13 protein-coding genes are annotated in these 14520 nt (G+C 43.2%); 1 reads left to right on the top strand and 12 read right to left on the bottom strand.

What is annotated here, in order from left to right:
* Positions 1–37: 37 nt before the first annotated feature.
* The 12 genes from HMPREF3108_RS02320 to HMPREF3108_RS02265 all read right to left on the bottom strand — a co-directional run bounded on the left by HMPREF3108_RS02320 (position 38) and on the right by HMPREF3108_RS02265 (position 11694).
* Positions 38–1369, bottom strand: coding sequence for an LCP family protein (locus HMPREF3108_RS02320; RefSeq protein ID WP_048775192.1), 1332 nt, complete (start codon positions 1367–1369; stop codon positions 38–40).
* Positions 1370–1383: 14 nt separating this feature from the next.
* On the bottom strand, positions 1384–2211 hold the full coding sequence (gene pheA / locus HMPREF3108_RS02315; RefSeq protein WP_048775195.1) for a prephenate dehydratase: 828 nt from the start codon (positions 2209–2211) through the stop codon (positions 1384–1386).
* Positions 2202–2687: a shikimate kinase gene (locus tag HMPREF3108_RS02310; RefSeq protein WP_048775197.1), complete on the bottom strand. Its 486-nt coding sequence runs from the start codon at positions 2685–2687 to the stop codon at positions 2202–2204. Before HMPREF3108_RS02310 ends, pheA begins: the two co-directional genes overlap by 10 nt.
* A complete protein-coding gene (gene aroA / locus HMPREF3108_RS02305) occupies positions 2680–3963 on the bottom strand; it encodes a 3-phosphoshikimate 1-carboxyvinyltransferase (RefSeq protein WP_070493136.1) in 1284 nt (427 codons plus the stop codon). The genes HMPREF3108_RS02310 and aroA overlap by 8 nt, the downstream gene beginning before the upstream one ends.
* A 137-nt stretch (positions 3964–4100) precedes the next feature.
* Positions 4101–5015, bottom strand: a complete 915-nt coding sequence (locus tag HMPREF3108_RS02300; RefSeq protein WP_020992603.1) for an L-lactate dehydrogenase — start codon at positions 5013–5015, stop codon at positions 4101–4103.
* A gap of 115 nt (positions 5016–5130) precedes the next feature.
* Positions 5131–5469 carry a YlbF/YmcA family competence regulator gene (locus tag HMPREF3108_RS02295; RefSeq protein WP_008809305.1) on the bottom strand — a complete coding sequence of 113 codons (339 nt, stop codon included), beginning with the start codon at positions 5467–5469 and terminating at the stop codon, positions 5131–5133.
* Between the two features lie 17 nt (positions 5470–5486).
* Positions 5487–6593: a prephenate dehydrogenase gene (locus HMPREF3108_RS02290; RefSeq protein WP_070493133.1), complete on the bottom strand. Its 1107-nt coding sequence runs from the start codon at positions 6591–6593 to the stop codon at positions 5487–5489.
* Between the two features lie 16 nt (positions 6594–6609).
* Positions 6610–7776 (bottom strand): chorismate synthase, encoded by a 1167-nt coding sequence (aroC, locus tag HMPREF3108_RS02285; protein ID WP_048778653.1) that lies wholly within the window; start codon positions 7774–7776, stop codon positions 6610–6612.
* Between the two features lie 88 nt (positions 7777–7864).
* Positions 7865–8932, bottom strand: coding sequence for a 3-dehydroquinate synthase (gene aroB / locus HMPREF3108_RS02280; protein ID WP_060553436.1), 1068 nt, complete (start codon positions 8930–8932; stop codon positions 7865–7867).
* A gap of 77 nt (positions 8933–9009) precedes the next feature.
* Complete coding sequence (locus tag HMPREF3108_RS02275; protein ID WP_060553434.1) at positions 9010–9867, bottom strand: shikimate dehydrogenase; 858 nt, start codon at positions 9865–9867, stop codon at positions 9010–9012.
* Positions 9857–10534, bottom strand: a complete 678-nt coding sequence (aroD, locus tag HMPREF3108_RS02270) for a type I 3-dehydroquinate dehydratase (protein ID WP_012130463.1) — start codon at positions 10532–10534, stop codon at positions 9857–9859. The genes HMPREF3108_RS02275 and aroD overlap by 11 nt, the downstream gene beginning before the upstream one ends.
* Entirely contained in the window at positions 10531–11694 is a 1164-nt protein-coding gene (locus tag HMPREF3108_RS02265) for a class I SAM-dependent rRNA methyltransferase (RefSeq protein WP_060553432.1), read from the bottom strand. The genes aroD and HMPREF3108_RS02265 overlap by 4 nt, the downstream gene beginning before the upstream one ends.
* A gap of 239 nt (positions 11695–11933) precedes the next feature.
* Between HMPREF3108_RS02265 and HMPREF3108_RS02260 the strand changes: the two genes are divergently transcribed.
* Positions 11934–14132, top strand: coding sequence for an LTA synthase family protein (locus tag HMPREF3108_RS02260; protein WP_070493130.1), 2199 nt, complete (start codon positions 11934–11936; stop codon positions 14130–14132).
* The last annotated feature ends 388 nt before the right edge of the window (positions 14133–14520 follow it).

Here is a 14520-nt window from a genome sequence, read left to right as displayed (position 1 = left end):
TAGAAACTTGTCCTACCTTCCATTATATCATAGATATCTATCTCAAGCCCATTTGCTGTAATTTGGCCTTATAGGCTTCAAAGTCAATCAAGAGACCTTGGCCACCGTACATATCATAGGCATCTTGCCAGTCGCCTAAGTCAGGAATGGTGACACGTTCAACTCCACCAGCTGCCCCACTCAAGAGAGACCAGCTATTGGTCAAAGGGAAAGTGTAAGGTAGATTTGTAGAGGTCATTGCATAGACCTTACCCAAAGCTTCTGAGCCTGAAAAGAGTTTCATTGGATTTTTGGATTGCTGAATCACTGCTGTCAATACTTCCTGCTGGCGACGGGTCCGACCAAAGTCACCTTCGTCGTCCTTACGAAAACGCGCATAGTTAAGCAAGGTTCTGCCATCCATCCGTTGCGGACCGACTTTAATCGTTTGATTGGGAACCACGCCATCCTTCATATTGAGGTCATCTGGGACTTCTACTTCCGTTACAGGCTGGCCATCAATCGTTGAAAATTGAGCATTCATAGCAACGCCTTCTGGAAAGAGCGTGTCAATAGCTGTCGCAAAGGTTGAAAAGTCTACCAGAGCATAGTATTTGATATTGATATCAAAATTATCCTTGAGCATTTCACGCACCAATTCTGCCCCCTGGTGGTTATTTTGCTCACCAATGGTATAGGCTGAGTTGAGCTTCTGATCATACTCGCCGGGCTGGCTAACACCTTCAATATTAACGAGAGTATCTCGCATGAAGCTGACTAATTTCAGTTTCTTATCTTTGCCCCCAACATTGAGAACCATGATGGTATCAGTTCTCGTTTCATCAGAAGTCTGCCCAACACGACCATCTGTCCCTAAAATAAGGATATTGGTTCCATTTGGACTATCTTCACCATGAAAGACTTCAGCTGTCGGTTTGTTTTCAGCTGGTACTGACCAGACTCCTTTGATAAACATGACAAGCATTCCAGCCAATACGAGAACGATAAAAGTAAGCACCCATTTCAAGACACGACCAAAGGTCCATTTTTTCTTGCGTTTTTTGGGTTTCTTTTCCTCTCCCTCAGGACCTAGTTCAGTCTGACTTGGCTTTTCTATTCGCCGTTTTTTAGGCCTCTCAGCTTTTTCAGACTGTTGCCGATCCTTTCTGCGGCTTGTTCTATTTGGGTAAACAGGTAAAGATTCTTTTAACTTGTCAGAAACAGGTTTTTCCTCTTCTCTGTAGCTAGGCACAAAAATTTCTCCCTGAGCCTTACGCATCAGATAGTTATATTCTTCCTGTTCCCGCTCGTTTAAGTAATGAAAGTTTTTATATAAATAATCTAAACGTAATTGTTCATGATGGCTCAGATTGTCTTGTTGTTTCGCCATATTTCCCCCGACATTTATGCAATAAGATGGACACTGTACTGTCCTAAAATTTTATAAGTAATTCCGATAGCTGTTAATTCTTCCAGAGCAAATTGGAGCAGAGACTCCTGTTCACCATTGACATCAATGATAAAGAAATATTCTCCCAGTGCTGTCTTTAGAGGTCGACTTTCAATCTTGGTCAAATCAATCCCTCGCCAAGCAAAGACAGACAAGGCCTTATAGAGAGCCCCCGGTAGATTATCCGGCAAGGTCAAGCCCAAGGTCTGTTTGGGAGCAAGTTTTTCCAAAGCGAACTCAGGTTTCTTAGGTCCTAAAACCCAAAAACGTGTGAAATTTTCGCTTATTTCTTGGATATCTCTTGCCACAAGTTGTAAGCCATACTCCTCAGCTGCCCTTTCTGGTGCAATAGCAGCATAAGGCTCCTCTGGATGTTTTGCTACTAGCCGTGCTGCTGCAGCTGTACTAGCAGTTACTTCCAACTTTGCGTATGGATAATGCTCCTGAATATAAGTCTTAGACTGAGCAAGAGCTTGTGGGTGAGAAAAGATTGTCTCTATCGGTCCATCAGTCTGACAGGCTAGGAGCTGCTGCTTAATTGGTTGAATCAGCTCTGCTACAGCTTGAATCTGCGCCTGATGAAAGAGATAGTCCAAAGTCTCATGAACACTTCCTTCAATCGAATTTTCAACTGGAACAATGGATAGGTCTACCTGACCTCTTTCATAAGCCTTGATGACTTCTGTGATGTTTGGATAGGGCTCTAAATGTGCTTCTGGAAAAGCCTTCTGAGCCACTTGATGAGAAAAAGAGCCCTTGGGCCCAAGATAGCCTACAAGCATCGAATCATCTCCGCAATTTCTTCTGGTGTTTTTCCTTCCACATCAATAATATGCGTGGCAACTTCTTCGTAGAGAGGCAAACGCTCTTCAAATATTTTCTTAAATTCTTCTCGTGTGTTGTTTAAGTAGAGCGGCCGCTGCATGGTAAGATCATTCTCAATGCGCTGATACAGAGTATCAAAATCCACTCGTAGATAAATATTGTATGGATTCTTTTCAAGCAGGCCTCGATTATGTGGATTGACCACAATTCCTCCACCAGGAGAAATTATTTCAGCCTGGTTCGTCAATAGATTCTCTAGCATCTCTGCTTCGATCTTTCGAAATGCGTCCTCACCTTTTACGGCAAAAAAATCATTGATTGACATACCAATCTCATCAGTGATTAACTCGTCCATATCGTGAAAATTAGGATCCAGTATACGACCAACTGTCGTCTTTCCTGCTCCCATAAAACCTAATAGTATTTTAGTCACTTAACAATCCCTCCAAATGAGCAAAAAAGTCTGGATAGCTAGTATTGATTGCTTCTGCCCTCTCAAGCTCCACGTTTCCATCTTTTACTAAAAGTGCTGCGATGGCAGTCATCATACCAATTCGATGATCTCCATATGTATGAACGGAAGCTCCTTTCAAAGGTGTTTTCCCTTGGATAATCATTCCATCCGCTGTCGGCTGGATGTCCGCTCCCATACCATTGAGTGCATCAGCTACAACCTGAATGCGGTCCGTTTCTTTAACTTTCAACTCCTCAGCATCTCGGATCAAGGTTTGTCCCTCAGCTTGTGTCGCTAGCAAAGCAATAATAGGCAACTCATCGATTAAGCGAGGAATTAGTTCTCCACCGATTTCTGTTCCATGAAGTTCCGAGCTTTCAACAGTGATGGTTGCCGACTTGGCTACTTCATCAACCTCAGACACTGACAACTTGCCTCCCATAGCTTGGATCACATCTAAGATGCCTGTCCGAGTCTCATTGATACCGACATTGGTTAGAGTAATTTTGGAGTTGGGCACAACCAAACCAGCTACGAGCCAAAAAGCTGCACTAGAAATATCTCCAGGAACAACAACTTCCTGAGCTTGCAGTTCTTGTTTACCAGCTACTCGAATCTCCTTGCCGTCCACCTTTAGCTGACCGCCAAATTGTAAGAGCATATCTTCCGTATGGTTTCGTGTCAAGTCTTTTTCGATAATCAGAGACTCCCCTTGTGCTTGCAGAGCTGCAAAAATGAGGGCTGATTTAACCTGAGCCGAAGCAATAGGCAATTGATATTGAATGGGTTTTAGGCTTGGATTGCCATGAATGGTCAAAGGAGGTAAATCGCGCTCTGTTTGGCCAGCAATCTCAACTCCCATCTGTCGCAAAGGTAGGCTGATACGATCCATGGGTCTCTTAGACAAGCTGTCATCTCCTACCATCTGAGCAGAAAAGTTCTGACCAGCTAAAACGCCAGCAATCAAGCGCATAGAGGTACCTGAGTTCCCCATATCAAGTGGACGCTGAGGTTCCTGCAAACCATCAAAGCCACAGCCATGGATTTCAACAAGATCTCCTTTATCCTCGATTTGAACTCCCATCTCTCGGAAAACCTGCATAGTTGAGAGGACATCCTCTCCACGCAAAATATCATGAACTTTGGTGACACCCTTGGCCAAGCTTCCAAAAATAATGGAGCGATGGCTGATAGACTTATCACCTGGCACACGCAAACTTCCTCTTAAACCTTTTGCATTTGTCCTTAGTTTCATGGAATACCTCGCACAATTGTTTCCTTTCATTTTAACACAAATAGAGCATGAAAACAAATGAAGATCAGCCTTTTCTAAAGACAAAAAACACTCTAAATCTATTAGAGTGTTATAGGATTAGGTCCTTTTTTGACTGATTAAATATGTTCTGAAAACTTATCTTGAATAAATTGGGCCGAACGAGCTAATTTAGCTTCTTCCTCTTCTGTCAAAGTCAATTGCAACTGTTCGATAATGCCTGAACGACCAACAAGAGCAGGATAACTTAGATAAGTATCAAGCGGTGCATAGTAATTTGTCACAGGCAGTTCTTCATGGGCATCTGAAATGACAGCCAAAGCCAAACGGATAGCCGCACTAGCAATCCCGTAGGAAGTGTACTTTTTCCCGTAAAAGACGGTGTGACCACCCCTCATTGCTTCTGTAGCAATTTCTTCTAAAACTTCTTCTGAAGTCAGCTTGCTAATAGATTGCCCCTTAACTCGAACTTGGCTCCAAGCGGTAAACTGGGAATTTCCATGCTCGCCCAGATTATAGCCGTAAACGCTACGAGGATCGACTCCAAAACGGACTCCAACTGCCCGCTTCATCCTAGCAGTATCCAGCAAGGTACCTGTCCCAATCACTCTTTCTTTCGGAAGGCCTGTATAATGCTGGTATAGGCTGGTCACAACATCAACTGGGTTCGTGATGGCAATCAAAATCCCTTTAAAGCCTACTTCCTTGATTTTTTTGGAAACTTCAATCACCTCTTTTGAAGTGAAAGGCAATTCTACAAATCGGTCAGCATTTGGATTGTCTTGTAATTTAATATTTCCTAAGGCTGAAATAATAACATCAGCATCCGCTAAAGCTTCATAAGAATTAACTGTGATATTAGCATGATGATTGAGATTGGCTGCAGCATCTTGAAAGTCTAATGCATCAGCCTTGACCTTAGCTTCATTAGTATCAATCAGCACATAATCATCAAAAGCTCCTTGTGCAATCAAACCATGAGCGACCGCAGCTCCAACATTTCCCATCCCAATAATAGCAACTTTTCGTGACATAGAAATTCCTCTCATTTCCTTTTCGTTATGATTCATTATACTCAGAAAGCATCAAAAATCAAGTTTTTGAAGCAAAAAGCCTGTAGACTCAGAAGAGAAAACAGACTGTCAGCTTTTATTTCATCAAATCTTGAATTGGCTCAAAGACAATACGTTCAATATCAGACAAGTAAACAGAAAGTTGTTGCTGCTTCGTGAAGAACTCAGTCACAATTGCATTGGCTTGGATTTTTTCTCCGAATGACTTCATTTCTTCTTGCAACTCTGGTGTCGGCATTTGTCCTGTCTGCATTAATTGCTGGATTTTTCCTTGAAAAGCAATATAATCGTCAAAAAGAGACTTGGCTTCACTATCTGCATCAATGGCTGCCTTGCTCTCCAAAACTGCCTTGTACTCAGGTAGTTCACGGAAAGTACGGTTGAGTTCATTGGCTAAATCATAAATATTTGACATAGTATTTCTCCATTTCTTTAATTTAAAAATACCTGATATCTTGTATTTTCTCTTACTATTTTAGCAGATTTTTCTAAATCTTGACGATTTTTAAAGGTGATTTGCAGAATACCGTTGATATCTTCTCGGTTTTCCTCGTTGATACGAATGTTGACAACAGAGATCCCTCTCAGTAGTTCTAAGACGCTAAGAATGGCTCCTTCTTCATCAGGCACCTCGACAAAAAGATCGTAAAAGCTGTCAACACCGGCTCGCTTATGAATTTCCATCTGTTTGCGACTTTGCCGTCCTCGATCGAAAAATTCCCAGATTGCGGTCTCGTCCTTAGCCTCAATCGCTGCAGCTACCTTGTCTAGCTGGTTTTTAAAATCTTCCAGCCGCTCCAAGATGGCTTGAGGATTGGTCAAGAGAATAGAGGTCCACATGCCCGGCTCGCTCTCTGCAATTCGCGTCATATCACGAAAACCACCGGCGGCAAAAGACTGAGTCAGCTCATGCTCTTGGCTATAAGCTGCCGTTTGCTCCATAAGGCTGGAGGCTAAAATATGCGGAAAATGGCTGATTTGACTGGTCACTCGGTCATGCTCTGCTGCATCCACCTGGATAAAGCGGGCCTGGAGACCGCTCAACAAGTCTTTCATTTCCTCAAGCGTACCAGGCTTGGTCAGACTAGAGGGCGTGAAGATATAATAGGCATTTTCAAAGAGGGTGACATGAGCAGCCTTGGCTCCGGTCTTGTGACTTCCGGCCATAGGATGAGCACCAACAAAACGGACGGGCTTATTCTGCAGATACTTTTCTGCTGTTGCCACAATTTCGGCCTTGGTCGATCCAGCATCTGAGATGATAACATTTTCTTTCAGGTCCAGCTCCGCTAGTTCCTTGATAAATGCTATGGTCTGCTCGATGGGCACAGCTAGAATAATCACATCAGCCAATGGAGCAAAGGTGACAAAATCATCCGTTACCCGATCTACCATTCCACGTTCCAAGGCAACACTTCGCGATTCCTCACTTCGATTGTAGCCGAGAATTTCAATCTCAGGATGAGCTCGCCTGATGCCCAGAGCCAAGGAAGCTCCAATCAGTCCCAGGCCTGCGATATAGACTGTTTTTCTCTCCATGCCCTTCTCCTTACTTCTAAAAGTTCTTGACAAATTCCCGATGGCGAGCTACTGCGTCCTTGAGTTCTTCCAGATTGTCCGAAGAGAATTTCTCCAGAACTTCGGTGGCTAAAACTGTTGCCACCACGCTTTCCATGACAACACCTGCCGCTGGCAGAGCCGTAGGATCACTCCGCTCCACTGTCGCCTTATAGGGCTCGTGGGTCTCAATATCCACACTCATCAGTGGCTTGTAAAGGGTTGGAATAGGCTTCATAACACCTCGCACCACGATTGGCTGACCATTGGTCATACCGCCCTCAAAGCCACCTAGATTATTGGTTCTGCGAGTGAAGCCATCCTCCTCGGACCAGAGGATTTCATCCATGACTTGACTACCTTTGAGACGGCCGGCTTCAAAGCCCACGCCAAACTCGACTCCCTTGAAAGCGTTGATGGACACAACTCCCTGAGCAATCTTGGCATCCAACTTCTTGTCCCATTGGACATAGGAGCCTAGACCGACCGGCACACCGCCAACGACTGTCTCAATGACACCACCAATGGTATCCCCGTCTTTCTTAACCTGATCAATGTAGGCCTTGATCTCTTCTTCTCGCTCGGGATTGACAATGGAAACCTCTGACTGGGCGGCTCTTTCTTTGATTTCTGTTACAGTCAGATTGTTCGGGACATCAATATCAATGCCTCCGAAGGTCACGATATGGCTGGCTACCTCTACACCGATTTCTTCCAGTAAACGCTTGGCTACTGCTCCGACTGCCACACGCATAGCCGTTTCGCGAGCTGAAGAACGCTCTAGGGAATTTCGCAAATCGTCAAAGCGGTATTTCATACCACCAACCAAGTCCGCATGACCAGGGCGTGGTTTGGTAATCTTACGTAGCCCTTTTTTCTTTTCATCCACATCAGCCACACTCATGATCTCCAACCACTTCTGATGATCCAGATTTGTGACATTGAGAGTGATTGGACCGCCCATGGTCAGTCCATGCCGAACCCCGGACGTAATCTCAACTTGGTCGCTTTCAATCTTCATGCGGGCTCCACGGCCGTATCCACCCTGACGGCGCTTGAGCTCAGCATTGATGTATTCAGCGGTCAGAGGAAGACCAGCCGGCACTCCCTCAATAATAGCTGTCAGACGTGGTCCGTGGGATTCTCCTGCTGTTAAGTATCTCATACATTTTCTCCTATTCTGGGATGGAAAAGCTGGGCAGCCCGTTTGTCTTCATCTAGACTCCCCAATTGTCTCAGGTTCCATCTGGCACTTATTTCTTCAGAAATTCTTTCATCTCTTCCAGCGGAATCTGGTGAATGCTTGCTGAACCTAGCTCGGGCACCAGTACTAGCTTGATAGAGTTGCCTCTAGCCTTCTTATCATGGGTCAGTGCCTGATAGAGAGCATTCTCATTCCATGGCTGGTAATCCACCGGCAAGCCAAACTTCTGACACATATGGATGATGTCTTCAGTAATCCCAGCTGGCATAAGGCCTTGCTTTTCAGCGACACGAGAAACCTGTACCATGCCAATTGCAACAGCTTCACCGTGCATGACCTGACCATAGCCCGCTGTCGCTTCAATAGCGTGCCCAATGGTATGACCGAAGTTCAGATAGAGGCGGACGCCATTATCCAGCTCGTCCTCAACCACAATCTTACGCTTGACATCGCAGGAATGGTAAATGATGCTCTCCGCATGCTCCAAAATCGACTCTGGACTGCCATCCATTTCTGACAGCTCATCCCAGAGTTCCTTATCCTCAATCAAGCCGTACTTGACCACCTCGCCCATACCTTCGATCAATTCACGTTTCCCCAAAGTCTGCAAAACTTGAGGGTCAATCAGAACTCCATCAGGCTGGGTAAAAGTCCCAACCATATTCTTGGCCCAAGGCGTATTGACACCTGTCTTACCACCGATAGAGGAGTCCACTTGAGCTGTCAGACTGGTCGGAATCTGAACGAAATGAATGCCTCGCATGTAGGTCGAAGCAACAAAGCCTGCCAAATCACCAACAACTCCACCACCCAAGGCCACGATACCGTCGCTACGAGTTAGACCGACCTTTGCCAAAAATTCATAGGCTTTATTAACAGTTGTTAGATTTTTACTAGCTTCACCTTCAAGAAAATCAAAGGTAAAGACCTTAAAGCCAGCAGCTTCCAAACTCAATTTAACCTTCTCTGCGTAAAGTCTAGCCACCCGATTATCTGTGATAATTACTAGTTTCTGAGGCTGCCAAAGCTGACTCAGCCAATTTCCAGCCTGAGATAATGCCCCATTTTCGATGATGATATCATAGGGATGATGAGGAAGATTTACATTTAGTTTCATAAGCGCCTCCTTTATATATGAAAATGGACACCCAAAGCCTACAAAGTCCAAGAATGTCCCACACTATCTACTATAAACTATATTTCCAATTTTTCTAACAAGGCTTTTTTGATTTCTTCAGATGGCATCTTTTTACCTGTCATTAGTTCAAATGCTTTTTCTGCTTGATAGAGCAACATACCCAGACCATTTACAGTCTGCAGGCCTTGTTCTCTAGCCAAGCGCAGAAATGGTGTCTCAGCCGGACAATAGGTCATATCGGCTACTAGCAGTCCCTTTGGAAAAGCAAAATCGCTTGGAATAGGTAGTGATTTTCCATCCATTCCCAGACCTGTCGCATTGATAAATAAATCTGATTGATTGACTGCATCAGAAAGAGCTACTAGATCTTCAACAGCTAGTAATTGAATAGGATGACCCAGACGACGAGACAGCTGTTCTATTTTCTCTTGATGTCCTGCCAATCTATCTCTGAGGTCAAAGACACAGACCTTTTCTACACCATCCAGCACAGCCTGACCAATAATAGCAGAAGCCGCACCTCCAGCGCCAAGAATTGTCAGATTTTTTCCCTTGATATGAAAGTTAGACAAACTTCTGAAAAAACCAAGCCCATCTGTATTATATCCGATAAGTCGACCATTTTGATTGACTACTGTATTGACCGCGCCAATAAGCAAGGCTGACTCATCAAGCTCATCTAGATAAGTAATCACCTCTTGCTTATAGGGCATAGAAATATTGGCTCCCAACATCTGATGAAGCCGAATATTTTCAACAGCCTGTTCCAGATTTTCCCTGTCCACCTCAAAAGCCAGATAAACCGCATTGGTATCTGTAAGGTCATAAGCCATATTATGAATAAAGGGCGAAATACTGTGCTTGATTGGCTTAGCTATGACAGCAGCCAAACGAGTGTGTCCATCAATTTTCATTTAAAATATCCCGAATTTTTTTCATGCTGCTCAAAGAAATCTGACCTGGCGCTGTTGCTTCATCTAAACTAGCAAAAGACCAAGAAGAACCCGTCAAATCAGATGCAATTCGTGAGATGCGTCCAACCCTTCCCATAGAAATGGTTACATATTCCTGCTCAGGATTTAAGGTCTTAAAGCCACGAGTATAGTTCATCAAGTCCAAAACATCCTGACCACTATTAGCCATCACTGATACTTTGACAGCCTTAGGCGTTAAGCTAGTCAGCTCGGACAAGATTTCCATCATATTTTCAGGAGTTTCCTCAAAGTTATGATAACTCAAGACCAAGTTTGGAAATTCCAGCATTTCATCGATTTTGTCCTTGTGGGAGAAATACTCAAAATCCACATAATCTGGTTGATAGAGCTGGGCTACCTTTTTTATCATTTCCACATATTCGTCATCAGATAGCTGAATATGACCACCTTCATCCTTGGTCCGAAGTGTAAAAATCAGTTCACGGCCAGCAAATTTTTCAAAAATAGCTGGTGCAACCTTTAAGATTTCTTCTTTTTCCAAGAAATCTGCTCTCCACTCGATCAAATCCGCATCTACAAAACGTTGCGCGTCGATCTGTTGAGCTTCTTCTAAATTTCTAGGGGTGACAGAGACAACTAACTTCATTCTTCTACCTTAATCGTAAAAACTTTTAAGTAATTACTACTTTCGTCTTTCTTATTATAACTAAAGTCTGCTGGCAAACCATATTCTTTGATATAACGATGGTGCTTTCCTGCAAAACCTTTTTCAATTTCTTTTTTAAATTTAGCACGCGTCACATTGGACGCATTGGTACTGGCAATCAGCACTCCCTTTGGATTTAAAATTTCCAGTGATTCTTTGATAAGCTTATGGTAATCTTTCGCGACAGAAAAAGTCTGCTTTTTATTACGGGCAAAGCTTGGTGGATCTAGCACAATAACATCATAGCTGAGGCCATGTCGCTTGGCGTATTTGAAATAATCAAAAACATCCATAACCACAAACCTATGATTGTCCAAAGTCAACCCATTGGCTTGAAAATGTGCTTCGGACAGTTCCCGACTACGTTTTGCCAAATCAACTGAGGTCGTCTGGCTAGCACCTCCCATAGCAGCTGCAACAGAAAAAGCAGCTGTGTAGGAAAACATATTTAACAAGCTTTTCCCAAGGGCTAAGCCGTCAACAAGACTGGCCCGAACCTCATGCTGATCTAGAAAAATCCCAGTCATGAGACCATCATTTAGAAATACTTGATAAGCCACACCATTTTCTAAAACCGTAAAGACCTCTGGTGCTTCAGCTCCATAGACATTGGCTGATTCATAGTCCAGCCCCTTAAAACGAATTTTTTCATAAGCTCCCATTAATTCTGGAAAGACTTCTTGAAAAGCTTGAAGGATTTCTTCCTTTAAAGAAAAGACAAAAGGATTGTACCAAGAAAAGAGAGCATAGTCCCCGTACTGGTCAACAGTCAATCCTGCAAAACCATCACCCTCTTGATTAAAGAGGCGGTATGCAGTAATATCCTCCGCCTGACGGTAAAAACGACGTTTTTCCTTGGCTTTCTCAAATAAGGAAATAAAAAAATCTTTATCAAAATCTACTTTTTGCTTAGAAACAAGCCAGCCAAGTCCCTTGTTCTGCTTTGAAATATAACCGCAGCCCAGAAACTTTCCTTGGCTTGATACCAGCTCCACAGCTTGATGATCAAAAGATAGCTCTGGAAAGTCTTCTTTTTCTAAAAGCAGGGCACCCTGCCGAATCTTTTCTTCCTTATAACGAGAAACCGTAAGCTTTTTCATATTCTAAATTATATCAAATATTGAGAAATATTTCAAAAAAATTACGTAAAGCAAGCCCGTAGTAACATTAGCTCCCTCTATTTTATCCTTCTACGCCCTCTTAGCCATCTTCCTCAGCAAATTCTGCTTGATTGTTAATTTAGACAAAGCATATACTTTTCGTTCACCCTATAAAACAAAATGTGATATACTTAATACGATACAGAAAAATTTAGGAAATAAGACAAGGAAGTACTTTTGTGAAAAAAATGACTAGGAAATTACTCAATTTCATGAGTACCAGACTAGGTTTTGTCTTGACCTTGCTTTGCTTCTACTGGTTAAAAACCATGTGGGCATACACTGTCGACTTTAATTTGGATATCCAAGGATTTTATCAGGCCTTCTTAGCCTTTGTAAATCCTATCCCCTTAGGCTTATTATTTATTGGCTTAGCGCTTTATTTCAAAAGAAGCACCATATTCTATGGATTTTCAATTTTTGTTTATATTTTGCTCTTTATCTGGCTGTTTTCAAATGCCGTATACTACCGCGAATTCAGTGACTTTGTAACCGTCAATACTATGATGGCTTCCAGCAGTGTTTCTGCTGGCTTGGGTGAAGCTGCCCTCGGCCTATTTAGACCATGGGATATCATCTATCTGATTGATTTTCCGATCCTGGGCTACCTCATGTATAAAAAGCTCATCAGGGTTGACCATCGTCCATTTAATAAGAGAGCTAGCTTTGCCATCACAGCACTTTCTACTATGCTCTTTACAGCCAATCTCTTTTTGGCGGAAATTGACCGTCCTCAGCTCCTGACCCGTGGTTTCTCAAACTACTATGTCGTTCGGGCATTAGGACTTCCAGCCTTTCTAGGCTACAGCGGAAATCAAACCTATCAAGCCAACAAAGAGCGCTCTAAAGCCTCTGCTGAAGATTTGAAGCCTGTAGAAGAATACATTCAGAATCACTATGCAGAACCTAACAAGGATTACTTTGGTATTGCCAAAGGTCGCAATGTTATCTATGTCCATCTGGAAAGCTTCCAGCAATTCCTGATCGACTATAAGCTACAGGCAGATGGAAAATCGTACGAGGTGACACCTTTTCTCAACTCCCTCTACCACTCCAATTCGACTCTAGCTTTCTCAAATGTCTTCAACCAGGTTAAGGCTGGTAAGACTTCTGATGCTGAAACCATGATTGAAACTGGGCTCTTCGGTCTCAACCAAGGCTCCTTCATGGTTAACTACGGTGGTACTAATACCCAGCAAGCTGCACCTTTTATTCTTTCCAAAAACGGCGACTATACTTCTGCTGTTTTCCATGGTAATGCTGGAAGCTTCTGGAACCGCAATACAGCCTATAAACAATGGGGTTATAACTATTTCTTCGACGCGTCTTACTTTACTAAGCAGGACGACACTAACTCCTTCCAGTACGGCTTAAATGACAAGATTATGCTGAAAGATTCCATCAAATACCTGGAGCGCCTACAGCAGCCTTTCTATGTTAAATATATCACGGTTTCCAACCACTATCCTTACACGACTAGCTTGATTGGTGACGAGATTGGATTCCCGCTGGCTAAGACCAAGGATGAGACTATCAATGGCTACTTTGCTACTGCCAACTATTTAGATTCTTCTGTCAAGGCCTTGTTTGATTATCTCAAAAAATCCGGCCTCTATGACAACTCTATTATCGTTCTCTATGGAGACCATTTTGGAATTTCCCAAACCCGTAATCCTAACTTGGCCCCTCTTGTAGGAAAGACTTCTGAGACTTGGTCCAACTACGACAATGCCATGATGCAACGCGTCCCTTACATGGTCGTAATTCCTGGCATGGACAAAGGAAAGATAATAGATACATACGGTGGTCAAGTAGATATGCTGCCAACATTGGAGCATTTGCTGGGTATTGACTCTAAAAACTACCTTCAGGTCGGCCAGGATATGCTATCAACTCAGCATCAGCAAATTACAGCTTTCCGATCCAGCAATAACTTTGTCACACCAAAATACACTAGCTTCAATGGACGGACTTACTACACTCAAACCGGTGAGGAAATTACCAATCCAGACGAAACCATCAAAAAAGAACTGGATGACATTCGTAATGCTGCCAATACTCAGCTGAAGATTAGTGACGCTATTCAAACCGGTGACTTGATTCGCTTCTACGAGGGTAATGACTTGGGCAAGGTAGATGTCAAGAAATACTCTTACAACCACTCTTTCAAAGCATTGAAGAAAATCGAGGAAGAAAAAGGAGACCAATCAACCAGTCTCTATAGCCAACGTAAGGGCGAATCGACCATTGACCTCTTTGATGCTCCAAGCTATCGAGCGCTCCACCCAGAACAATTTGAAAGCACCAGCTCCTCAGAAGACAGTTCTGAATCCAGCAGCGACAGCTCAAGCAGCTCAAGTTCTTCTAGTAAGCAGTGATAGATACTGAAAAAAACCACCTAATAGGTGGTTTTTTTTGGATAGATATGAAAGAGAACAACTAAATATATTATATAAATAATAAATAAGTATCTTGGGTTCATGAAAATTTTCAAAATGAAGGAAGCTACCTTATAGCATAGACGAGTTACACGATCAATCATTTTATTTCAATCCACGCTCCCGTGAAGGGAGCGACACATGATGTTCGCACCTCTCAATCACCATTCAAAATTTCCCACGCTCCCGTGAAGGGAGCGACAAGATATTGTTAGCCAACGAAAAGAAGAATCAATTATTTCAATCCACGCTCCCGTGAAGGGAGCGACGAATATCAAATGCAGGAGGCCTACTATGGCAGAAATTTCAATCCACGCTCCCGTGAAGG

This window comes from Streptococcus sp. HMSC10A01 (assembly GCF_001807785.1).
Taxonomy (GTDB): domain Bacteria; phylum Bacillota; class Bacilli; order Lactobacillales; family Streptococcaceae; genus Streptococcus; species Streptococcus gordonii.
This window is presented reverse-complemented; position numbering and strand designations above follow the sequence as displayed.